The sequence below is a fragment of the Herpetosiphon giganteus genome (genome assembly GCF_016907925.1).
GTDB lineage: Bacteria > Chloroflexota > Chloroflexia > Chloroflexales > Herpetosiphonaceae > Herpetosiphon > Herpetosiphon giganteus.
Genome location: NZ_JAFBCZ010000050.1, coordinates 1 through 22356, shown reverse-complemented (window position 1 = coordinate 22356; position 22356 = coordinate 1). Strand labels below are relative to the sequence as shown.

The following is a 22356-nucleotide window of genomic DNA, read 5'->3' as shown; positions in this document are numbered from 1 at the left end:
TTATTACTCTTTTATGCGGTCGTTCGGACGCTCCAGCTTCGTAAAATTCGCATGCCTGGCTAGATTGATTTTGCACACTTCTTGACAAACCACCGTTAACATTCCCCCCATCCCATAATGGAGTTTGGGCATGCTCACGTTATACGCGGTAATCGCGATCACCACAAAAGAGCCCTTGTTCGCCATGGAAGTTTTGTCGGGAAGGCGAATTTCGAGCAGATCCCCGATACAAATATCCGTGAGTGCTCGTCCAGCGACGTGCCAATATTGTGAAGAACGAGGCTCAATATGGATTACGTCAAAGGCTAGATCGTTCATGGTATCTCCCTAGTCCCTGTTAGATATGGTTACGATTTACTGGACAAGCGTTCATGAGGCAAACATCGTCTGCAACAGGTCGATCAACTGGCCTTGATGCTGGTGCATCCATGCTTTGCTCGCTTGCATCCGTCGAATTGCCTGCTCCAAACTCGTGTGGCTCGGCGGTTCGGGCTTGCTGATGGCCCAAATCAGCGGGATGGCGGTGCGCAAGCCAATTAACTGGGGCATGGCGGCAATTTCCTGCGGAGTGAGCTTAATCCATGCTGCATAGCCACGGCAAAAATGCTCAGCCACCGCCCATGGATTGGCCGGATTGCTATCGAGTTGCATAATCATCCGCAAGGCCATGGCTACATCGAGCGCACGCGCCGCGGGGCAGGCAAATTCAAAATCGAGAATCGCGGCTACTCGCTCGTCGCGCATGAGGATGTTGGGCGGGGCAAAGTCGTTATGGCAAACCTGTTGCGGTAAGCTGGGATATTCATTCGCCACAAATGCCATAAGGCTGGCTGCTTCGCTACGCCACCACGCCCAGAGTTCATCGTCGCTGGCCGAGCCGCCAAACTGAGCAGCCGAGAGTTGCAGCGGATCGTAGCGCGGCTGGGCATAGTTCAGCAATGCTTGAAACAGCGCAGAGGGGCGACGGTGCTGTACGGGACGGTCTTGCAGCAGCGTCTGCAATTCGCCAAGTGCCAAGCCCATGGCGTAGGCCCATTGGTTTATTGCTGGGTGATGCTGACCGTTGGGCAGTAGCCGAAATTCTGGTGCTTCGCCAGTGATGAATGGGGTCAGGGTATAGAAGTGGTTTCCAGCCTTGTGTGTATACATGATCGTCCGTCCACGTAGTGGCAGCGGTACCGCAAATGATGTGGGTCGCCATGATAGCCAGCGCACCAAATGCTGTTCATAGAATAGCTCGCGTTCATCCTGATTCACGGCGTAATATTTCAAGACAAAATCGCCATTTGCCGCCTGAAGCTGAACATTCTGATGATTAACACTGGAAAGGTGCGCAACCACCTGAACCGGGGCGATAAGATCAAGTGACTGGATAAGGCTCGCAACAATTGTATCTACAGCGTTCATGAATGATTTCTCCCTAAATTCCCCACTAGACAGCGACTCATTATCCGTATAAGGCTGGGGTTGCTATTCACAATTGGAGCGAAGTACGACATATCGGCTCAAGATCGGGCCAACGGCCAATAATCTTTTCAAAGATTGCATGGCGCTCGGCATCCGACTCTAATAAGGCCATTCCTCTAATTGACAGGGCAACTTGGACTTTCTTCATATCATCAGCAATGAGCCAGCCACGTGCGATCCGCTGCAATTCCATTTCAGGATCATCAATTAGCCAGAGTAAATCGTCGAGGATTTCGGCAAAAAATTCTGGTGGGGTCTGTTTGGATAGTTGTCCAACAAGATAATCAAGGGCGGTATCCATAGTCATACGCATCGAATCTCCTTTTGAGTACATTTACTAAGTTGTGTGCTCCTAGACATTATTTTTTCCATAATTAGGGAATTGCGCTAGGATAACTGCTAGCGTTTATGCTGTTCCTAAGCCCACTATTTATTGCACAACGGTGCTAGGTCGGGCCAACGCTCAATAATTCGGGTAACAGTCGCAAGATCAGCAGCATCCGATTGAATGAAGAATGCCTCGGCTGTCGAGAGGGCAATTTTCACCTTTTCCTTATCATTGGAATTGAGCCAGTCGCGCATGATCTGATGCATACTTACGCGCTGCTCATCAACAAGCCAACTCAACTGATCGATGATTTCGGCAAAAAAGATTGGCGGCGTATGCGGCGATAGGCGGCTCAATAGGTATTCTAATACCTCATCAAGGGTGGTCGCCATGGGTTCTTTGGCGGGCTGATAGCGCTCATAGACCCATTTTCGCGAACTGGGTTCATCATATAAGTTGGCTAGATAGGTACAGAAGTTCTGTTCCTTATCATCAATATAATCGTAGACGGGATCGATTGCAGCAATAATCGCTGAACGTGATTTCCAATAGCGCGTTTGCAGTATGCTGGTTGCGCCCTTTTTGATGCTCAGCTTGCCAATAAACATTCCCGATACGTGGCTGATTTGCAAGTCGGGTGTAAAAGGCATCACTGTTTGATCAACGAGGAGATAAAGCTGATCAAACGCGAGCAGGCCGATTAGCACCTGCCCACCCTTAATTTTGCGTAAGACTGCGCCTCTACCAACGACCGAGCGCTGATCGCTTGGATCGCGAGGCAGTTCGAGTGCTGGAAGTTCGATGGTTGGCTCTAAGGTGGGGTAATGCTCAAGGTGCATCTAGCTTCTCCTCTGGTTTTCCACAGACTCAGAATTTGCATATTTTCAGGCTCATCGTGGTCCACTTAATAAGGTTTTTAGCTGCTACTTTTGATTATTGCTATCAAGTAACAAGGTAAAGCGATGCTTGACGAGAATTCTTTCTGGATGAATTGTCATATCGCTAATAAATCGCTCGACAACTAAAGGAAATAATTCATATTCTAAAGGCATAAATACATAGAGCCAATAAGGGCCTTCTCCTGTATTGATTGAGCCAAGCATTGATGATGCAATACTTACCATAAGCTCTTGAATAGATGGTTCGTTTAAATCGAAATTTATCAATATAATGATGGTCAGATAGTTTGGATAATCAATAAGCGCATAATCTGAAAAACAATCGTTAAAGGAATCCCAAGAATTTCGACAATAATCTGGGAAGTTAAATTTTTCTCTGGCTAAATCAAAAAAATCATTTTCACTTCGGATCGAAGCACCATCAATAGTTAAAATATTAACGAAAGCTTTAAGGCTATCTTGTGCAACAAGAATATCATCAATATTTGGTACAAAATACCAGTCTGGCTCCAATTTATTGAGTTGATCAATTGTTCCTGACAACATACTCCGTTCCTTATAACGAATAGCTAATTTATGCTCCAGCTAACGACGGCTTTCTAGTGATCAGGCAATGCAAAGTATCTTCCGATTGCTATACTCGAACCAGTGAGGATTGGTTCAGTCGAATGATGGCTATGGGCTATAGGCTTTTGGCTTTGGGACAGGAATAATCTGTGGCAAAAAATCAGCCTTCGCGCTCTTGGCGATCTTCGCGGTTTCCGTACTTCGTGCTCTTCGTGTTCTTCGTGGATCAAATGTTTAACGCAGAGGCGCAGAGGAATGTGGCTATGGGCTATGGGCTTTTGGCTTTTGGCTATGGGAAGAGAATCAAAAACAATCTGTTTCAATCTGTGGCTAAAAATGAGCCTTCGTGCAATTCGTGTAATTCGTGGCTAAAAAATTGAACCTTTGTGCTTCGCAGTTTCTGCGTGCTGGCTACTCTTTTAGGCTAGGGCAAGTTCGACCACGGGGCAAATTCTGGTTTGTTGGGTTTTGAGATCGTAGAGGGTCATGCTAGCGCTGATCGTGTCGTAGATGGCGCAAGTGTGGCTATCGCGGATGGTTACGCCATAAACCGAGCCAGGATTGAGCACCTTCAGATGGCCGCAACGCACATGCATCGGGCGATGGGTATGGCCAAGCACAATCAGCTGATCATGCGGATGTTCGTTGAGCAGGCGTTGCCATTTGCTGCTACGCGCTTCGGGCAACATATCAACAACATCGCTCCATGGCGCACCATGAGCCAGCACCAAGTGCTGATTTTCAACTGGCAAACGCAGGCTGGTTGGCAGCGCGGCAACATACTCTAGGGTGGCTTGGGTAACGATGCGGCCTCTGCTGGCTAGGCGTTCGCGCTGGCTACTTTGGCTCCAACGGCTATGCTCGCGCAACAAGGTAAATTCGTGGTTGCCCTTGATGCAGGGAATTGAGCGCTTGATCAATTCTTGGACAATGGCATCGGCATCAGGCCCGCGATCAACCACATCGCCAGCGCACAGAATGTGATCAGTTGCTTGGCTAGCAAACCAATCCAAGGCCCGTTGAAAGCCGATACCATCGCCATGAATATCGGCTAGCAACCCTAAACGCATTAGGCAACTCCAATAAAGTTAAAGGCTCGTTGCAGGTATTCCAAGCTGTTGCTGGGGTAAGCGTGACGGAGGCCGGGGATAATTTCCAGCTCGCAGGGAATGCCGTTATCATTCAATAATTTGACCATGCGTTTGATTTGATCGTGGGGAATTGTGCGATCGTGTTCGCCGACCAAGATATAGCCGCGCAGATTGCGACCTTTGGCCTCGCGAATTTCGGGCAACCATTCCTCAGGATCGTCGATGGTGGGGCCGCCTGGGCCAAGCAAGACAAACCCACGCGCTTCAATTGGCCCGATCAAGGCCAATCGCAAGGCCGTTTCGCCGCCCATCGAAAAGCCCGCCAAAATAATGCGTTCGGGGTCAACTTGGTATTCATTCGAAACATCGGCAAATTGCTGCACCAGCTGGCGCAAGGCCGCTGCTTGATTGTTCCAAACATAGCCATCAGATGATTCTGCTTGGGCCGATTGGGGTGCGGCCAAAATCCAATCAATATCGATCAGACTGTTCCAGCCATACAGCGTGTGCATGCTATTATCGCCGTTGCCGTGCAAGGCAAAAAACAGCGGATACGGCCCTAGCTCATCTGGCCCCAAAATATACATCTTGGGATCTTTGACTGCTTCCATTTGGCGTTGAAAACAGACTGCCGCCAAACGCTCGAACTCAGGGTCGCCTTGGAGGCTAATCCAGGATGGCGTTTGGCGAATTGTTTCTGCGCCATACCAAAAACCACGGGCAACCGCCTCGCTGAGAATCTGAATTGCATGTTCGGGCAAGCCGATGCGGGCCGCCATACACGAGCGCAGGTAGGAAATCATCGATGCATGTTCGGGAAATTTCGCTCCCTCTGCATCAAGTAAATCGAGCGTTTCGCGATATTTCTGAGCCGTGTATAGCTCCGATACCGCTTCAAAGAGGTCGTCGTATGTTTCGAAGCTCATTAGCGTGGAACTCCTTTTGGCAAAAGTCGGGTGCAGGGAGCGATGCGCGTATTGTAGCGTTAATCGGGCCGCACGAAAACATGGATTTTTGTCCTATGCTGCGGGTATGACCTTCGTTGATTAACGCCGGTTGGCAAAAGCACGGTACAATACTTGGTACGATTGTGCTGGAGGTTGATAATGTTTTCACAGCGACTCAATAGCCCACCACCGGCGCTGATCGGGGTGATTATCGCACTGGTGCTGATTTTTTTGGTTTCAACTCGTTCTTGTAACCCTGATAGCGAGCAAACGCTGCGGAGCCGCTTTGCAGAAGCCAACGCAACCCAAGTGGCAAGCCAAGATCTTGGTACGCCAATTTTGCCTTTGCCTGCGCCAGTCCAGGAATGGAGTTCGACGGCGATTGCTCGTTTGCAAGGTGGCGAGGCGGTGGTGCCGATTACGCCTGTCGTAACCAACGATAAGCTCAAAGTCGATATTCAAACGCTCCAACAGGTGGGCGATGGCTTACAAATTAAAGGTGTCGTTACCAATATTAGCAAGCAAGAATTGCGTGTGCCGTTGTCGGCATTTCGCTTTACCGACCAATCGGGCACTGTTTTTGCTGCCCAAGGCGATGCGGCGGCCAATTTGCCACCCAACGCCAATACGACGCTTGATCTGACCTTGCCGATCAAGAATCCGACTGCATTAACCATGGTTGTCGAAATTCCCGCCGAGGATATTCGGCTGGAAGTTAATTTACTCGCTCAACAACAATAAGTTTAAGGAGTTTTCATGGCCCGTCAAAAGGGACGTGGTGCGCGCGAACAGAATCGGGCTGATCGGCGCAACGAATATGCAACCTTGGTTGCTCCCCATTTCAAAGGTTTGGTTGTGCCCGAATCGCCAGCCGACCGCATTATTTTATTTGGTGATGAACTGGTTGATTTGGCATTACAACTAGCACCGCAAATTCCCGATGGGCAATTGGTGCTGATCACCAGCGAATATGATCGTTGGAATGCTGCCAGCGAAGCCTTAGCGAAATTTGCCAATGCCACAGTCTTGCAAGAGCTAGCCGAATTGCGCGACCCAGACGGCTTTCCAACCGAGCCATGGTCGTTGGCCGTGATGTTGGTGCCGTTTCAGCTTGGCGCAAAAACGGTGCTCGATTTGATGCGCGACTTGTTTAGCTGGCTACGGGCTGGTTCGCCAATTTACCTTGGTGGCAGCCGCATGCACGAATGGCAAGTTACCAGCGAGCGCTTTAGTGCAATGGCTGGCCCATTGACTGTGCTCTATAACGGCGATCCGGTCAAGATTGCCAAGGGCATGGCCCGTGGTGGCAGCCTGATCAATCCTGAAATAATTCTGTAGCTTGTGTTCCCTCACCCCCCAGCCCCCTTGCCCACTGAACGCGGGCGAGGGGGAGCTTTTTACTGCTGAAGTGCGCAAGAACCACAGTGTGAAGCCCTTCGCCCGCGCACGGGAGCGGGGCTGAGGGCACTCATTAATTACTGCTGCACAGCGGGCATAAATAGCTGATGCGTTGGCAAAAATGGATTTGGCTCCACAAAGCTTGGGCGCGGTTGTTTGCTGCTTACAACTTCTACAGTGCGCCCAGTTTGTGGGTTGGGCATAGCCGTAAACAAATAGCGACTGGTATCGGTGCTGCTCACTTGAACAAGATACTCGCCAGCTATGGGCGTTGCGGGATAGCTGATCTGATCAATCCCGTTGCTGGTTGATTGTTGGGTTGGCGCAGTCCAGATGTATGGTTCCCACGCGTGGAGGTTGCTGTTGCCAACTTGGCTTTGCAGTTTAAATGTTTGGGCTTGCTGGCGTTTGAGCATAAAGCGAAAAACGTGTTTTTGGCTTGGATTGATCGTCGCTGGCAAGGGTGCATAATTCGTCCGCACAATTGCCGGAATTAGGCTTGAACCATTGGCCGATGTTCCCCAAATATACAAGAGCACTGCACCTGGCTCCAAGCCCGCAAGGCTCAGCTGTACATTGGGCAAACTCAGCTGATTAATCGTGGTTGTTGTGCGCAAAACTGGCATTTGCAAACGTGGGTTGCCAGCGCTGGCTTGATATTGATAGGCTTGGATGAGCAAGCTTGAAATTGGTTTGCCGCTGTTGGTTTGTTGTTGCACATTCAAGGTGAGGGTTGGGCTGTTCGATAATTGTAGGTTATTGTGAGTGTTGGCATTGATGATTGGGCGACGCAGCGTGCTGGCACTAATGCTGATCGAGCGACTGAGCAGATTATTGCTCTCGTTACTTTCTTGCACATGCTGGCCACTATCACCAACCACCCGCACGCTATACACCCCAGCTGTGGTTGGTTGCCAAATTTTTTGGGCATAGATGCGTTGGCTACCAGCTTCAAGCTTGGTTAATTGCAGGCTATCGCTAAATACCAGCGTGCCATTGCGAGCTACCTCAAAGCGCAAATCGCTGCGTTGCACAGCGCGGCTGAGATTCAAGCCCACATTCAAACGAATTGCTTCATTGAGCGCCAAACTGCTTTCGCTTGGGCCAAGTTGGCTAAGGCTGATGTCGGCTCGTGGCGTGGCTTGATCACGGGATGCTGGCAAACTTGGCGTACACAGCGCAGTTTGCAAATCAATATCGCGCCAATATTCCTGAAACACTTCATCCCAGCCATTGCGCTGGCTGAGATCGGCTAAAAATGCCAGCGGGTTGGGATTATCGGGCTGGGTCGCATCATCGTGATACCAATGGGCATGCCAGCTTAATTCGGTCGCGCCAGTTGCGGGCAGGCCTTGCAAATCGGCGTACAAACTCAAACCAGCAGCGTCATCATCGATGCTCAGCGTGCTTGGGCCATCGAACATCCATTGGCTTGGGGTTGGGTCGAACCACGGATAATCGTTATCGACGACACGATAGACCACAACCATTGGATCGCCATAGCTATTGCGAATTCGGTTGCGGGCTTGGGCGGCTAAGCTGGCAATCTGCGGATTGAGATTGCTAAATGTTTGGCTCAGCGCATGAGCAAAGGTGCGCAGATCAACCAAGCCATCAGGGGCATCGAGTTGCCAATCGCTTGGCTCGCAGTAGGTTAAGTCGTATTTTTTGCTTTGAACGTAGGCATTGAATAAGGCTGTGCGGGTTGCTGGGCGCTGGCTTGGATTGAGCAAACTCAGATAGATCGCATTCGAGAGCGTATCCCAACTTGTTTTGAAGCCAGCCAATTGATCGGCTGCAATCACGCTCAAAATGCGCGGGTGATCAGTGCTTGGCAATTGATTGTGGTAGGTATTGACGATATGCTCGGCCATTTGCAACGAGCTTGGGTTGCTGTTTAAGCCAATCAAGGCATTGCCGGGCATGGTTGGGTCGAAAAAAGCATAATTGGGCGAGGCGGTGAGATAGTCGGCATATGGGGCCAGCGGATACAAGGCCTCAACCGAGCCAGCAAAACACATCAGCACATCGATCACCGCAAAACGTGGGCCAACTGGGGCGGCAATTGCCAAGGCCAAGGCCAAATCGTTGGGCGAGAGTGCGCTATAGGTAGTGCTGCTGATGGGTAAGGTGTGGTCGGTTACATCGGCGTTGGCTCCGATGCGGGTGGGCAAGGGTGGCAAATTAATGCTGGCTGGGCGTTCTTCTGGCTCGCTGATCGCCGCAATCTCAATATCGGGCATGACGGGCACGCCATGGCCAATATAACTGAGGGTATAGCTTTGGGCCAGATAGTTACTTTTGGCCCAGAGTAAAAAGCCACCCAAGGTTTTGCCATCGGTCAGATCATATTCTTTAAGGTTGCTATCGACGCTGCCATCGCGATCGGGCAGACCAATTAATGTATTGACATTGCCATTGTGGACAACCCGCACATGCGTGTCGCCCATTCCTGCAAGATCAGTTAACACAATTGCCGTCAAATCGGGCTGGCCAATGGTTGCATTGGTGATGCTAGTGAGGGTTTGGGCATAGTAGGGCGTTAAATTCATTGGGCTATCGAGCCGATTATCGTAGGCCAAAATGTAGATGGCCACCAATGGCGCTGCTTGGGGTGCTGCATGGCTCACGATTGGCGGGAGCATGGCACTCAGAAGTAAACCGATTAGCAAGCAACACCGAAGCAGACGCGTTTTCATCGAATAATCCTCCGCAAACGCCAACGCCTGCCCAAGCCACAATTGGCCGAGCAAGCGTTGGTAACTTCATTGTTTAAATTGGCGAGCAGTGCCAGTTATTTTTTGCGGGTCGTTAGTTCTGGGTCTGGGTCTGGCTCTGTTCCACCATTGGCAACGAGGGTCACATCAATCTGACTGACTCCAGGCTCGGCGACTGAAATTGGCTGGGCTTGAGCAGCCGTGGCTGCATTTTTGTACCAGATTGATTGGTAGCCAGCCTGCTCGACAAAGACCAAATATTCTCCGTTGGCTTCGCCACTCACTTCGTAATTGCCTTGTTCGTCGGTTTGGGTGCTGGCAACAAACTCAGGGCTTGGATTGCCAGCAGTGCCACGGCGATACAAGTAGACATTGGCATCGGCGATTGGCAAGCCAGCTACGTCGCGGACATGGCCACCAACCACATGGGTCAGCAAGACCTTGAGCTGATAATCCTCGGTTTCGCCATATTCCCAGCCAGCGGTTGGGCCACGGCCATCGGCGGCAGTTGCAGGCGTGTTGCTAATGCTAATGCGCAGCCAAAGTGGCTTGTAGGGCAGGCTTGGTTGGTACGAATAGAAGACCGGCGTAACCAAGCTATAGGCGTTCGGTCCACTCAAGTTAACCACTTGGTTTTGCACTGCCCACTCGCGAGCGCTACGGGTCACGCCCAAGGAATCGACACAGCTATAGTTGGTGCCCCATTGACCGTTAGCTCCCCAATCGATCCACACATTAACATAGGCAGTCATCGAGCCAGTTTGCGGCGGATTGTGGGGCAAGGTCACGTTGTAGGCCAGTTTGTTGGCTTTGCAATGGCCAAGGCTATTGGCGGTTGGCACGCCGCCGCCGAAGGCATCGTCGGCGCGATCGTAATTGCCGCGGTTGAGCGCGGTTTGAATATTGGTTGTTGCGTCGTCATCAAGCCCAACATCGGCCTCGGTTTCGGCGGTCAGGCTCTTGCCAAGCATATAAGGCAAGCCTAAGTTTTGGTGTAATGGGCCTTTGGGCAAGGTTGCTGGCACGCGATTGAAAATGGTTGGGAAGAAACCTTGGGTTGCTGGCGAATAGGCCAGAATATTGGCGGCTGCACTGTTATTGCTATCAGGTGCATCGCCCAAATCGGGCATAAAGATATAATCCTCGGTTTCGCCAAACTCCCAGCCACCAGTGGGGCCACGGCCATCAGCGGCGCTAGCTGGCGTTGGGCTGACGGTCATGCGGAACCAAATACCTGCCCGTTGTGGTGGATGGTAGGGGAAGAATGTTGGCGTGGTAAAGGTATTGACCCCAGGAGCCAGCACAATCGCTTGATTTTGCACCGCCCATTCGTTGGACAAGCCATTGGGACATTGGAACGTGCCGCCCCAATTGCCACTGCGGTTCCAATCCCACCATGAGTTGAAATAGACCGTGATGTTTGATGCCGTATTATTGGTGACGGTATAGGTAAACCGCGTAGCAGTACAGTTTTGATACGCCTGCAAGATGCGTGGGCTAACTAATCCATCATCGGCACGATCTTGGTCGTTCATGTTAAGGGTTGGCGAGATGTTATGGGTATAATCGATGTCGAATCCAACATCGGCTTCTTTTTCAAAAGTTACTTTGCGCCCAAGGTGATAGCGGCGGGCATCGCGGTGGTAGGGGCCAATTGGTGCAGCACCGCTAAACACCGTTGGGAAACGTGCAATCACACCGCTGACGTAGGTCGTCATGTTGGCCCCGAAGTTATTGGTTGAATCGGGGGCATCGCCCAAATCGCTGATTGCAGGCGGCGGGGTTGGCGTAAAGCTCGGCGTAATGCTCGGCGTAATAGTTGGGGTTGGCGTATTGGTTGGAGTATTCGTTGGCGTATTGGTTGGTGTGTTAGTTGGGGTTGGCGTAACATCGGTCGTATAGCGCAACAGATAATCTTCGGTTTCGCCATATTTCCAGCCGCTGCTTGGGCCACGGCCATCGTCGTTGGTTGCAGGGCTTTCGCTAATTGTAATCCGCATCCAGATGTTGCCCAAATTGCTTGCTTGCAAGCCACTCAGGAAACTGGTTGAAACATAGTTGCCGCTTGTAACCGGAATCATTTGGTTTTGCACGGCCCATTCATTGGCCAATGCGCCATTACACTGCACCGAACCGCCCCAGAAACCGCTGCGGTTCCAGTCGATCCAGACGTTGACATACAAGCGGTTAACTCCTGCTGGCACGCTGTTGACCGTTACCTGATAATCGAGGGTTTCGCTTTGGCAAGCAGGCAAGAAACTATTGACGGTTGGCACGCCTAAGTAGAAGGTATCGTCGGCGCGATCGAGGTTGGGCTGATTGGTGCTTGGCTGAATATTATTCGGGCCATCAGCATCGAAGCCAGTGTCGGCCTCACGCTCGAAGGTCGATGAAGCGCCAAGCACAATTTGTTTGGCATCGTAGTGGAACGGGCCTTCGGGCAAGCCCGTGCTGGGGTCGAAGACGGTTGGGTAGCGTGCGCCAGTTGAGGGCGCATAGGCCAACATGCTGGTCGAGAAGTGGTTGGTCGAATCGGGCGCATCGCCAAGATCGGAGATAATATCATTGGCAGGCGTTGGGGTTGGGGTAAAGGTCCGCGTTGGTGGTGGCGTTGGGGTGTTGGTTGCCGTCGCGGTTGCGGTTGGCGTTGGGGTAAAGGTGCGAGTTGGCACTGGCGTTGGGGTAAAGGTGCGGGTTGGCACTGGCGTTGGCTGATCGGTGCCAGTCAATAAATAATCTTCGGTTTCGCCATATTTCCAGCGGTTGGCTGGGCCACGGCCATCGTCGTTGGTTGCTGGGCTTTCGCTGAGCGAAATTCGCATCCACAATGGTTTGTTGCTGTTGGTATTGACTGGCAAGAAGGCCGAGGTGCTAAAAATATAGGTTCCAGGCCCCGTAATCACGTTAATATCGTTTTGAACTGACCATTCGGTGGTGGGAGTATTATTACAGAAGAAGCTTGCACTCCCCCAATAGCCGCTGCGATCCCAATCGAACCACAGGTTGGTATACAGCTTAATTGTGCCTCCAGTCCAGCTTGGGTCGACCGTTACTTGATAACGGATTTGGGTTGGCTGGCAGTTGGGCAAGCTATTGATGTCCAACGGGCTAAGGAAGGCGTTGTCGTAGCGATCTTGGTTGGCGATATTGCTGCTTGGGTTGATATTATTTGGGCCATCAGCATCAAAGCCGGTGTCGGCTTCAGCTTCTTGGCTTACGCCCGGGCCAAGGTGAATCAGCTTGGCAAAGATGTGCGAAGGGCCATTGGGCACAGTCGAGTAGACGGTTGGATACTTGGCGGGCACACCGCTATAGGCATCCATCATCAAGCCAAAATTGTTGTTCGACGATGGCGCATCGCCAAGATCGAGGCTTTCAGCATCGGCCTGAGCCTGCGGCGCGGCTTTGGCAGAACTGCCAATCGCTAATGCTAAAATGAACATGACCATAAACGCGATCATGCCAAAACGACGTAGAACCAACGACATACAATCCTCCTTACACGGGGGTGGAACGAAACCATGGCGGGGACGTAGTGGAAGCTGGTTTTAGTATCGCAGGCGCAAGCATCCAACTCAATCAAATTAGCTCTAACGTTTTTAGCTATTTTTAAGCGATTGAATTCGTATCATGACCTGATTAGGAATTAAAGGATTCGCTCGATGCAGATGTTGATTTGGCTCAGTTTTATTGGTGGGTTGCTGGGCTTAGCGTGGTACAACCTGGCCTATTTTGTTGCTTGGCAGCGCACCAAAAGCAGCGTCTGGTTGTGGTATGCGATTATGGGCTGGCTACCAGTTGGATTTTTGGTGGTGATTGGCTTGAAGTCGTTGCCACGTTTTCCGCTGCACTTGCAATTTGTATTCGCCTGCTCACCACTATTTTTGGCCTTGATCCAAGTGTTTCATAGCTTGCGTGGCCAAGTTACCAGTGGCTTTCGCGATAGCATGGATCTGATGTTGCTGCGCCAACCAAGCACCTATCCACGCCAAAATGCAGCTTCAAACGATGTGTTTGTGCCAGCAATCCAAGAGCATGTGACGTGGGCCAATTTGAGCATGGCGCGACGAGGAGCAGCAATAGTTGTCTTGGTTATTGCCATAAGCCTAGCCCTATTTAACGCCTATCAACTCATCCAAACCATTCGCTAGCCAGCGTTGCGGGGAGAGTGAGGAGCATGCGCTATTTGGACAAGGATGTACCATGAATCAGCCTGACTTGTTGAGCTACGATCTCCCAACTATCGAAAAAATGCTGGCGGAAGCGCTACGCCACGCCCGTGAGGGTGATGTGTTGTTTTTGGCGGGATCGCCATTAGCCAGCTGCCAGATTATCGAACGCTGGTATATTGGCGATCGGCCTCACGGTTCGGCTGAGCTTGGGCGAGCGGTGCAAGCACTTTTGTGGTGGCTGATTGAGCGGATTCGGCCTCACGGCGAGCGCCATTGGCTGGCCTTGCCCTGGCGACAATACAATGTTTTGGCTGGCTTTTATGTCGAGGGTTTGCGCATAGCCGACCTTGCAGAAGCCATGGGTGTGGTCGAGCAAACGATCTATCCAATTCGCAACCAAGCCATCCAAAGCTTGGCCAAATTGTTGATTGAAGAATTGCAGCATCCCAGCCCCAGTATTCCAAATCATGCGATTATTGCGCTCTATCCACAATTAACTGCTGCTGAACAAACCCTCGCTCGCATGTTGGCCTTTACCCAGCAACCGCTAGCTCAACGCTGGCTGGAGCGCTGGCTCGAATTAAATGCCATTGCCGAGCCGACATTGCAACAATTGGCCGAGCATGGCTTGCTCAAGCCAAACGGTTTGGCCTTGGTCGAGAAATTACGCCCTTTTTTGCACAACCAAATTAGTGCTGCTGAGCGCCGCCGCTGGCATCAGCAATTGGCCGAATTACTGCAGCACAATGAGCCGCTGCCTGCAATTCAACATTGGCTCCACGCCCAAGCCTACGATCAAGCAGCCAGCCTGATTATCGCTGAGCATCAAACGATTGTTGATAATTTGCAGGGCCGCGCTTTGGGCGAATTGCTGGCGCAAATTCAAGCCCACGATATTCAGCAAGCCCAGCTTTGGTTTCGGCTCAAATTGGTCAGCGGCGATGTGGCCATGACTATGAACGATGTTCAAACCGCGTTGGGCGAGTATCAAGCTGCCTTGGCCGCCAACGAACCCTTGCTCAAAGCAGAAGCCTATTACAAACGGGGCAAGGCTTTTCGCTCACAAAGCACGATGGAAGCCCAAGCCCATTTCAACTATAGCCTTGCAATTGTGGAGCGTGCAGCGCCCAACGATCCCTTGCGCTATCGGGTTTGCTTGGAGCAAGCATGGATGTGGTTTCAGGATCAGCGCGATTTTGAGCAGGCCCAATCCAGCCTTGAGCAAGCCGCAGCCTTGATCGACCCGCTTGATCGTGGCGCGTGGGCCGAATTGGCCAATGCCCGCGGCATGTTCTATGCCCATCGCGGCGAGCATGCTGAGGCGATTAATCAGCATCAGGCGGCGTGGTTGGCGGCCAACGAAGTTAACCACAGCCTGTTGATGACCCATATCGCCCATAATTTGGGCTACGATTACCTCGATCTTGGCCATTATGCCCAAGCGCTCGATTATTTTGAGCAAAGCCTGAATTTGGCCAACCGCACGGGCAATCGGCGCATGCAAGGCCTGTGTCAAAAAAGCATTGGCGCATGTTGCTTTTGGATGCAAGAATTGGCGCTGGCAGTTGAGCATTATCTGGCTGCTTACCAAATTTTCGCGGCCATGCACAACCACAATTGGCAAGCCAACACCTGCTACGATTTGGCCGAAGCCTACGCCGAATTGGGCCAAACCCAGCTGATGCGCCACTATTATGCCGAGGCAATTCAATTGGCCCAAGCCAGCGGGCTTGATCGGTTGTTAAATGAATTGCACAGTTTGGCCGAAAACTACCCTGGCTTATACCCGCCAAGCATCGAATTGAACGAGCGCCAGCAACAGATTTTCGATTATCTCAAACAGCATCCGTCGATTACCAACCGCGATTACCGTGAGCTAACCCAAATTTCGCCCAAGCAAGCAGCCCGCGATCTGAACGATTTGGTCGAGCGTAATGTGCTGGTGCGTTCTGGCGATGGCCGTTCGACCAGCTATCAACTGCCGCAAGCTAAGCAAAATCTGCTTTGATCGTGATAATTTGACCAGCGATTAACCTCAACATAACCCAAGCATGGTCTGATCAAGCAGAACGACGTTGAACTGCGCAATTGCGCATCACGGAGGCTTGATCGCTTATGGTTCACCTAGACGATGCGAACAAACGCTTGGAACTCGTGCGCTACCACATGCAACAGGGCTGGCAAATCGATGCGCCAGTGCTTGGCCGCCATGCCTATCTTGATCAACGGGGCAGCATTCGGGCAGTTGAAGTGGTGCTTTCGCGCTTGGATATTCGCCAAGTTGTGGCCTTGCCCGATACGCCTTCGGTACGCGAATTTCTGCATTCGTATGGTTTAAATGTGATTGATGTTTAACCCACGCGATTAACCCGCCGCACTCAGCATTGCACCAAGATTTAATCGGAACTTAACACAGCGATCAAAGCAGTTTAAGTAAAGCGATTTAGACTGCTCTCATGTGATGCACATAATTCAATTTGCATAGTACAGAAATTTCTTTTTCGGAGGAATCCAGATCATGCGGAAACTGCTGAGTTTAATGCTTGCCTCAATTATGTTGCTGACAATGCTCGCAGCATGTGGCGGCGACAGCACTCCAACCACTGCACCAACAACCGCAGCGACAGCAACCACTGCTGAAACTGCTGCAACTACTGCCCCAACCACTGAAGCTGCTGCAACTCCATCAGTTGAAGCAACCGCTGAAGTTCCCGCTGGTGGTTTGGCCGAAGTCGACCCAGCAACGGTGCAAGGCGATATTGTGACCGCTGGTTCATCAACGGTCTATCCGTTGAGCGAAGCCGTGGCCGAAATCTTCGGCGAAGATGGCTACAAAGGCAACATTACGATCGATAGCATCGGCACCGGTGCTGGCTTCGAACGCTTCTGTACCGCCGCCGAAACCGACATCGCCAATGCCAGCCGCGCGATCAAAGACGAAGAAGCCAAAGCCTGCGCCGATAAAGGCCGCGACGTGATTGAATTCCGCGTTGGCACCGATGCCTTGGCCGTCGTGGTCAGCAGCAAAAATACCTTCGTTAGCAACTTGACCGAAGCCCAAGTCGCCAACATCTTCTCAGGCACCTACAAAACCTGGAATCAAGTGGATGCCAGCTATCCAAACGAAGCCATCAAGCTCTATAGCCCAGGCACCGATAGCGGCACCTTCGACTACTTCGTCGAACACTTCTACGATAAAGAACAAAAATACATTTTGGGTGCAAATCCCCAATTGAGCGAAGACGATAACGTGTTGGTGACGGGGATCGAAGGCGATGCCAACGCGATTGGCTACTTCGGCTACGCGTACTACAACGAAAACAAAACCAAGCTGAAAGCCTTGACGATTGACAGCGTGGAACCAACCGAAGCGACCACGGAAGATGGCAGCTACTCGTTGGCGCGACCGTTGTACATCTACTCAGCCAAGAACATCTTGGCCGAAAAGCCCCAAGTAGCAGCCTTCATCAACTACTACTTGACCAATGTCAACGACGTTATCGTGGAAGTTGGCTACTTCCCAGCCAGTGCCGAAGCCTTGAACGAAGCCAAACAACATTTGGTCGATGCTTTGATCGGTGGCAGCAGCAGCACCGGTGGCAACACCAACGCTGGCAGCGCCGTAACCCTCGAAGAAGTTGATCCAGCAGCAATCCAAGGCGATATTGTGACCGCTGGTTCATCAACGGTCTATCCGTTGAGCGAAGCCGTGGCCGAAATCTTCGGCGAAGATGGCTACAAAGGCAACATTACGATCGATAGCATCGGCACCGGTGCTGGCTTCGAACGCTTCTGTACCGCCGCCGAAACCGATATCGCCAACGCCAGCCGCGCGATCAAAGACGAAGAAGCTAAAGCCTGCGCCGACAAAGGCCGCGACGTGATTGAATTCCGCGTCGGGACTGATGCCTTGGCCGTCGTGGTCAGCAGCAAAAACACCTTCGTCAGCAACTTGACCGAAGCCCAAGTTGCCGACATCTTCTCCGGCACCTACAAAACCTGGGACCAAGTTGATGCCAGCTACCCCGCCGAAGCGATCAAACTCTACAGCCCAGGCACCGATAGCGGCACCTTCGACTACTTCGTCGAACACTTCTACGATAAAGAACAAAAATACATTTTGGGTGCAAATCCCCAATTGAGCGAAGACGATAACGTGTTGGTGACGGGGATCGAAGGCGATGCCAACGCGATTGGCTACTTCGGTTACGCCTACTACAACGAAAACAAAACCAAGCTGAAAGCCTTGACGATTGACAGCGTGGAACCAACCGAAGCGACCACGGAAGATGGCAGCTACTCGTTGGCCCGTCCGTTGTACATCTACTCAGCCAAGAACATTTTGGCCGAAAAGCCTCAAGTAGCAGCCTTCATCAACTACTACTTGACCAATGTCAACGACGTTATCGTGGAAGTTGGCTACTTCCCAGCCAGTGCCGAAGCCTTGAACGAAGCCAAACAACACCTGCTCGACGCAACCAAGTAAGCACCAAGGGTTTATGGTACCATGGCACAGGCTGCGGAGTTTAGCTCCGCAGCCTGTTGACCTACACAAACCCCGATTCAAACCCGGGAGGTTTCAATGGACGATAAGGTGAGTATTGGTATGGATAGCCGTCGTATTACGACCTCGCAACGTGAGACAACTCGCCCGTTTAGCCTGAAAAAGCAGCCACGCCTTGGTGAAAGCATCATCCAAGGATTTTTGCTCTTTTGTGGCGTGCTTTCAATGTTCACAACCATCGGGATCGTGATTGTGCTTGGCTCAGAATCAATTGCATTCTTTCGCCAAGTCAGCATTGTCGAATTTGTGACCAACACGGTTTGGTCGCCCCAAATTGATGAGTTTGGGATTTTGCCTTTGCTGCTCTCAACGTTGCTCACTTCAACCATCGCAATGTTTATTGCATTGCCAACCGGCCTCGCAGCGGCAATTTATCTCAGCGAATACGCTTCGCGCCGCGCTCGCAGCATTCTCAAACCAGTCCTGGAAGTCCTCGCAGGCGTGCCAACCGTCGTTTATGGCTACTTCGCGCTCAAATTTATGACTCCCTTGCTCAAGTCGGTCTTTGGTGAAGCCAATGTCAATATCTATAACATGGCTTCGGCTGGCTTGGTCATGGGGATTATGATTATCCCGCTCGTCTCGTCGATGAGCGAAGATGCGCTCAGCGCTGTGCCGCGGACGTTGCGTGAAGGTGCGTATGGCTTGGGCGCAACCCGCCTTGAAACTGCAATCAAAGTGGTGTTGCCAGCAGGCATTTCGGGCATTATTGCGGCCTTCGTGGTAGCGATTTCGCGGGCAGTTGGCGAAACGATGATTGTGGCCGTGGCGGCTGGTGCTAAACCAACCTTCACCTTCAATCCCTTCGAAGCCGCCGAAACCATGACTGGTCACATCGCGCGGATTAGCGGTGGCGACTTGAGTTATGCCAGCATCGACTATAACAGTATTTTCGCGATTGGCTTGACCCTGTTCTTGATGACCCTCGGCCTCAATATGATCAGCCGTCGCTTGGTACGCCGCTTCCGTGAGGTATACGAATAATGACAACACTGAATGAAGACGTTAAATCAGGGTTGCCTCAAGGTGAAGCGTCGCGCCGCAATGTAGCTAGCCGTCGCCGCAAGGGCGCAATCTGGCGCACAATCTTTCTTTCGGCAACCATCTTTGGCTTGATTGCCCTCAGTTTGTTGATTTACAACGTCGCCAATGAAGTTTTTGGCTATGTTGCGATCGAATATGCGGTTGACCCTGCAACTGTTAGCGATAAACCGCTTGATGAACTCAGCAAGGATGAGTTGGTCACGGTGTTGCAAGGCAATATGCGCAAGAACGCTTTTCGCACCTTGGAAAACGAAAAGCCTATGGCTAACCGCAGCGATAGCGAAGTTTATGATTTGGTGATTGAGCGGGTGTTAAAGCCTCAAACCCTCGAAACTTGGACGCTGCGCGATTCGTGGTTCAACAAAGCGGCAATCGATGCCCAAGTTGCCAGCGATTTTCCCGAAGCGAAGCTTGAATTTCGTTCGTGGATTTCGACCAGCTTTTTGACCACGCCTATGTCGAGTGACCCGCTCCGCGCTGGCGTGCGCACCGCCTTGCTTGGCTCATTGTGGATGATCGCAATCACGATTTTGTTTGCCTTCCCAATTGGGGTTGGCGCGGCAATTTACCTCGAAGAGTATGCCACCGACAATCGCTTTAACCGCATCATCCAAACCAATATTAATAATTTGGCTGGCGTGCCATCGATTATTTATGGGATGCTTGGTTTGGTGATTTTCGTGCGCACGCTTGAGCCAATTACCAGCGGGCGCATTTTCGGCGCTGATAGTGGCAATGGTCGCACGATTGTGGCTGCCTCGCTCACAATGATGTTGCTGATTTTGCCAATTATGATTATCAACGGCCAAGAAGCAATTCGGGCTGTGCCGTTGTCGCTGCGCCAAGCAAGCTATGGCCTTGGGGCAACCAAATGGCAAACAATTTGGCATCATGTGTTGCCAAACGCCTTGCCTGGCATCTTCACTGGCACCATTTTGGCAATTTCGCGGGCAATTGGCGAAACTGCTCCCTTGATTGTGGTTGGCGCTTCGACCTTTATCGTGACCGATCCCGATGGCCCATTTGCCAAATTTACCGCCCTGCCGATTCAAATTTACAACTGGACATCGCGACCACAACCAGAATTTGCCCATATTGCGGCCTCGGCAATTGTGGTGTTGTTGGTGATGTTGCTATCGCTCAATGCCATTGCCGTCGTGTTACGCAATCGCTTCAGCAAACGAGGTTAAGCCATGACCGAGAAACAAACTGATACTGCTCAACACACCTTGGTTGTGCGCAATATGAATGTCTACTATGGGGCATTCCGCGCCATCAATAATGTTTCGCTGAATATCGAACGCAACAAAATTACCGCGCTGATCGGCCCTTCTGGCTGTGGCAAAAGCACGGTGCTGCGCTCGCTCAACCGCATGAACGATTTGGTCAATGGCGCGCGCGTTGAAGGCGAAGTGCTGTTCCACGAGCAAAACTTGTATGCCAACGATGTTGACGCGGTAGAAGTCCGTCGCCGCATCGGCATGGTCTTCCAAAAGCCTAATCCATTTCCCAAAAGCATCTACGATAACATTGCTTTTGGCCCACGGATCAACGGCTGGAAGGGCACCAAAAGCGAGATGGACGATTTGGTCGAGCGCTGTTTGCGCCAAGCCGCCTTGTGGGATGACGTTAAAGATAAGTTGAAGGAAAGTGGTTTGGCGCTCTCTGGTGGCCAGCAACAGCGCTTGTGCATTGCCCGCGCCTTGGCCGTTGAGCCAGAAGTTATTTTGATGGACGAGCCATGTTCGGCGCTCGACCCCATCAGCACCTTGAAAATCGAGGAGTTGATGATGGAGTTGCGCCAACGCTATACGATTGCAATTGTGACCCACAATATGCAACAAGCAGCTCGCGCCTCCGACTACACCGCCTTCTTTTTGATGAACGATCAACGGGCAGGCGAGTTGGTCGAATACGGCCCAACCGGCGATTTATTCACCAATCCCAAAGACAAACGCACCGAAGATTACATCACCGGACGCTTTGGTTAATTCGCCAATAAGGTGCAACATCGAGCAATGAGCAACGGACAATGTTCGTTGCTCTTGTATATCTGCCACCACGTGGCCGCGAGGTTCGAATGCGCGAACGTTTTCTGCATGCCTTGGCCGAGCTAGAAGGCCAGATTCGGGATATGGGCAATCGGGTTGCTTTGGCCGTGCGCGATGCGTTGTGGTCACTTGAACGCAACGAGCCGATTTTTGCCCGCCAAGTTATTGCCAACGATAATGTGATCGATGACTTGCGCTATCAGATTGAAACCAACGCCCTCAGCGTGATTACCCACCAACAGCCCATGGCCCGCGACCTGCGGGTGGTCAGTATGTTTTTGGAGCTAGCCTCGGAGCTTGAACGCATTGGCGATTATGCCGAGGGCATCGCCGAGTTGGTGATTCGCTGTATCGAATTGCCGCAATTGGCCCAGCCCCCCCAAATCAAAACTATGGCCTTGAAGGCCCAAGCCATGTTGCGCGATGCCCTCGATGCCTTGCACAATCGCGATCCCCAAGCAGCCGAGCGCCTCGAACTCTCCGACGATGAGATTGATGGGCTATATCGTGAAACCTTGGCCTGGACGTTTGCCACCATGCGCAGCCAACCCGACCATGTTGAGCGCGCGATGTATTATTTGTGGATTGCCCACAACCTAGAGCGCATCGCCGACCGCACGATTAACATCGGCGAACGCACCAGCTTTATCGCCACTGGCATCATCGACAAACATCGGCTGCGCAAAGAAGAAGCCGACAAAGCCTAATATTGAACTATTGCCAATCATCAGAAACCGCGAAGCACGCGAAGAGCACGAAGTTGTCAAGGTGGGGGAATAGATACGCTAACATAATCTACAAAATGAATATTAGGGGGTGCAGGGGGATGAAAACCCCCTGCGTCTCCCGCCGGCGGCGGGACGGAAGGGTGGCGAACGAGGAGCCAGCCGTCAGGCGTGAGGGTTCAGGAACCGCGACGCGCACGAAGAACGCGAAGAGTGGCAAACGAGAGGTCAGGGATTAGTCGCTAGCAGTGAAAACAATAATAATCCAGCAAACAAATATTAGGGGGTGCAGGGGCTTACTGCATGACATCGATTGCTCCTTGGAACTAAAAAGCTGACTCCATCAACGCTATCCGCTATGATATGGATGCTTAAACCTTAATCCT

Annotated in this window: 19 protein-coding genes; 10 read left to right on the top strand and 9 right to left on the bottom strand. The window is 51.6% G+C overall.

Features of this window, described 5'->3' with window-relative positions; genetic code table 11:
- Nucleotides 1-3: 3 nt before the first annotated feature.
- From JOD20_RS25410 to JOD20_RS25380, 7 genes are all read right to left on the bottom strand, one after another.
- Nucleotides 4-318 carry a hypothetical protein gene (locus JOD20_RS25410; protein WP_204757974.1) on the bottom strand — a complete coding sequence of 105 codons (315 nt, stop codon included), beginning with the start codon at nucleotides 316-318 and terminating at the stop codon, nucleotides 4-6.
- Between the two features lie 51 nt (nucleotides 319-369).
- Entirely contained in the window at nucleotides 370-1407 is a 1038-nt protein-coding gene (locus JOD20_RS25405; protein ID WP_204757973.1) for a phosphotransferase, read from the bottom strand.
- Between the two features lie 67 nt (nucleotides 1408-1474).
- Nucleotides 1475-1780: a hypothetical protein gene (locus tag JOD20_RS25400; RefSeq protein WP_204757972.1), complete on the bottom strand. Its 306-nt coding sequence runs from the start codon at nucleotides 1778-1780 to the stop codon at nucleotides 1475-1477.
- Between the two features lie 113 nt (nucleotides 1781-1893).
- Nucleotides 1894-2502 (bottom strand): hypothetical protein, encoded by a 609-nt coding sequence (locus JOD20_RS25395; RefSeq protein ID WP_204757971.1) that lies wholly within the window; start codon nucleotides 2500-2502, stop codon nucleotides 1894-1896.
- Nucleotides 2503-2718: 216 nt separating this feature from the next.
- Complete coding sequence (locus JOD20_RS25390; RefSeq protein WP_204757970.1) at nucleotides 2719-3240, bottom strand: barstar family protein; 522 nt, start codon at nucleotides 3238-3240, stop codon at nucleotides 2719-2721.
- A 440-nt stretch (nucleotides 3241-3680) separates the two neighbouring features.
- Complete coding sequence (locus tag JOD20_RS25385; protein WP_204757969.1) at nucleotides 3681-4331, bottom strand: metallophosphoesterase family protein; 651 nt, start codon at nucleotides 4329-4331, stop codon at nucleotides 3681-3683.
- Nucleotides 4331-5278 carry an alpha/beta hydrolase gene (locus JOD20_RS25380; RefSeq protein ID WP_204757968.1) on the bottom strand — a complete coding sequence of 316 codons (948 nt, stop codon included), beginning with the start codon at nucleotides 5276-5278 and terminating at the stop codon, nucleotides 4331-4333. Before JOD20_RS25380 ends, JOD20_RS25385 begins: the two co-directional genes overlap by 1 nt.
- 180 nt (nucleotides 5279-5458) lie before the next feature.
- Between JOD20_RS25380 and JOD20_RS25375 the strand changes: the two genes are divergently transcribed.
- The gene (locus JOD20_RS25375) at nucleotides 5459-6040 is read left to right on the top strand and encodes a hypothetical protein (RefSeq protein ID WP_054535529.1); all 582 of its coding nucleotides are present in this window, start codon (nucleotides 5459-5461) and stop codon (nucleotides 6038-6040) included.
- 15 nt (nucleotides 6041-6055) lie between these two features.
- The gene (locus JOD20_RS25370; protein WP_204757967.1) at nucleotides 6056-6637 is read left to right on the top strand and encodes a hypothetical protein; all 582 of its coding nucleotides are present in this window, start codon (nucleotides 6056-6058) and stop codon (nucleotides 6635-6637) included.
- A 137-nt stretch (nucleotides 6638-6774) separates the two neighbouring features.
- Here JOD20_RS25370 and JOD20_RS25365 read toward each other — a convergent pair whose 3' ends face one another.
- Together JOD20_RS25365 and JOD20_RS25360 are read right to left on the bottom strand one after the other, a co-directional pair.
- The gene (locus JOD20_RS25365) at nucleotides 6775-9396 is read right to left on the bottom strand and encodes a clostripain-related cysteine peptidase (protein ID WP_204757966.1); all 2622 of its coding nucleotides are present in this window, start codon (nucleotides 9394-9396) and stop codon (nucleotides 6775-6777) included.
- A gap of 95 nt (nucleotides 9397-9491) precedes the next feature.
- Nucleotides 9492-12902, bottom strand: coding sequence for a GEVED domain-containing protein (locus JOD20_RS25360; RefSeq protein ID WP_204757965.1), 3411 nt, complete (start codon nucleotides 12900-12902; stop codon nucleotides 9492-9494).
- A gap of 174 nt (nucleotides 12903-13076) precedes the next feature.
- Here JOD20_RS25360 and JOD20_RS25355 point away from each other — a divergent pair, with 174 nt between their 5' ends.
- From JOD20_RS25355 to phoU, 8 genes are all read left to right on the top strand, one after another.
- Nucleotides 13077-13565 carry a hypothetical protein gene (locus tag JOD20_RS25355; RefSeq protein ID WP_204757964.1) on the top strand — a complete coding sequence of 163 codons (489 nt, stop codon included), beginning with the start codon at nucleotides 13077-13079 and terminating at the stop codon, nucleotides 13563-13565.
- Nucleotides 13566-13617: 52 nt separating this feature from the next.
- A complete protein-coding gene (locus tag JOD20_RS25350) occupies nucleotides 13618-15594 on the top strand; it encodes a tetratricopeptide repeat protein (protein WP_204757963.1) in 1977 nt (658 codons plus the stop codon).
- Nucleotides 15595-15701: 107 nt separating this feature from the next.
- Nucleotides 15702-15941, top strand: a complete 240-nt coding sequence (locus JOD20_RS25345) for a hypothetical protein (RefSeq protein WP_204757962.1) — start codon at nucleotides 15702-15704, stop codon at nucleotides 15939-15941.
- 163 nt (nucleotides 15942-16104) lie between these two features.
- Nucleotides 16105-18072, top strand: a complete 1968-nt coding sequence (locus JOD20_RS25340; RefSeq protein ID WP_204757961.1) for a PstS family phosphate ABC transporter substrate-binding protein — start codon at nucleotides 16105-16107, stop codon at nucleotides 18070-18072.
- A 120-nt stretch (nucleotides 18073-18192) separates the two neighbouring features.
- Nucleotides 18193-19134 carry a phosphate ABC transporter permease subunit PstC gene (pstC, locus tag JOD20_RS25335; RefSeq protein WP_239584078.1) on the top strand — a complete coding sequence of 314 codons (942 nt, stop codon included), beginning with the start codon at nucleotides 18193-18195 and terminating at the stop codon, nucleotides 19132-19134.
- Nucleotides 19134-20384 carry a phosphate ABC transporter permease PstA gene (gene pstA / locus JOD20_RS25330; RefSeq protein WP_204757959.1) on the top strand — a complete coding sequence of 417 codons (1251 nt, stop codon included), beginning with the start codon at nucleotides 19134-19136 and terminating at the stop codon, nucleotides 20382-20384. The genes pstC and pstA overlap by 1 nt, the downstream gene beginning before the upstream one ends.
- A gap of 3 nt (nucleotides 20385-20387) precedes the next feature.
- Complete coding sequence (gene pstB / locus JOD20_RS25325) at nucleotides 20388-21185, top strand: phosphate ABC transporter ATP-binding protein PstB (RefSeq protein ID WP_110519457.1); 798 nt, start codon at nucleotides 20388-20390, stop codon at nucleotides 21183-21185.
- Nucleotides 21186-21226: 41 nt separating this feature from the next.
- The gene (gene phoU, locus JOD20_RS25320) at nucleotides 21227-21952 is read left to right on the top strand and encodes a phosphate signaling complex protein PhoU (RefSeq protein WP_204757958.1); all 726 of its coding nucleotides are present in this window, start codon (nucleotides 21227-21229) and stop codon (nucleotides 21950-21952) included.
- The last annotated feature ends 404 nt before the right edge of the window (nucleotides 21953-22356 follow it).

Bases quoted from the DNA above. Each gene is read 5' to 3' on its own strand.
- JOD20_RS25410 (WP_204757974.1), bottom strand. From the start codon at position 318: ATGAACGATCTAGCCTTTGACGTAATCCATATTGAGCCTCGTTCTTCA.
- JOD20_RS25405 (WP_204757973.1), bottom strand. From the start codon at position 1,407: ATGAACGCTGTAGATACAATTGTTGCGAGCCTTATCCAGTCACTTGAT.
- JOD20_RS25400 (WP_204757972.1), bottom strand. From the start codon at position 1,780: ATGCGTATGACTATGGATACCGCCCTTGATTATCTTGTTGGACAACTA.
- JOD20_RS25390 (WP_204757970.1), bottom strand. From the start codon at position 3,240: ATGTTGTCAGGAACAATTGATCAACTCAATAAATTGGAGCCAGACTGG.
- JOD20_RS25385 (WP_204757969.1), bottom strand. From the start codon at position 4,331: ATGCGTTTAGGGTTGCTAGCCGATATTCATGGCGATGGTATCGGCTTT.
- JOD20_RS25380 (WP_204757968.1), bottom strand. From the start codon at position 5,278: ATGAGCTTCGAAACATACGACGACCTCTTTGAAGCGGTATCGGAGCTA.
- JOD20_RS25375 (WP_054535529.1), top strand. From the start codon at position 5,459: ATGTTTTCACAGCGACTCAATAGCCCACCACCGGCGCTGATCGGGGTG.
- JOD20_RS25370 (WP_204757967.1), top strand. From the start codon at position 6,056: ATGGCCCGTCAAAAGGGACGTGGTGCGCGCGAACAGAATCGGGCTGAT.
- JOD20_RS25365 (WP_204757966.1), bottom strand. From the start codon at position 9,396: ATGAAAACGCGTCTGCTTCGGTGTTGCTTGCTAATCGGTTTACTTCTG.
- JOD20_RS25360 (WP_204757965.1), bottom strand. From the start codon at position 12,902: ATGTCGTTGGTTCTACGTCGTTTTGGCATGATCGCGTTTATGGTCATG.
- JOD20_RS25355 (WP_204757964.1), top strand. From the start codon at position 13,077: ATGCAGATGTTGATTTGGCTCAGTTTTATTGGTGGGTTGCTGGGCTTA.
- JOD20_RS25350 (WP_204757963.1), top strand. From the start codon at position 13,618: ATGAATCAGCCTGACTTGTTGAGCTACGATCTCCCAACTATCGAAAAA.
- JOD20_RS25345 (WP_204757962.1), top strand. From the start codon at position 15,702: ATGGTTCACCTAGACGATGCGAACAAACGCTTGGAACTCGTGCGCTAC.
- JOD20_RS25340 (WP_204757961.1), top strand. From the start codon at position 16,105: ATGCGGAAACTGCTGAGTTTAATGCTTGCCTCAATTATGTTGCTGACA.
- pstC (WP_239584078.1), top strand. From the start codon at position 18,193: ATGGATAGCCGTCGTATTACGACCTCGCAACGTGAGACAACTCGCCCG.
- pstA (WP_204757959.1), top strand. From the start codon at position 19,134: ATGACAACACTGAATGAAGACGTTAAATCAGGGTTGCCTCAAGGTGAA.
- pstB (WP_110519457.1), top strand. From the start codon at position 20,388: ATGACCGAGAAACAAACTGATACTGCTCAACACACCTTGGTTGTGCGC.
- phoU (WP_204757958.1), top strand. From the start codon at position 21,227: ATGTTCGTTGCTCTTGTATATCTGCCACCACGTGGCCGCGAGGTTCGA.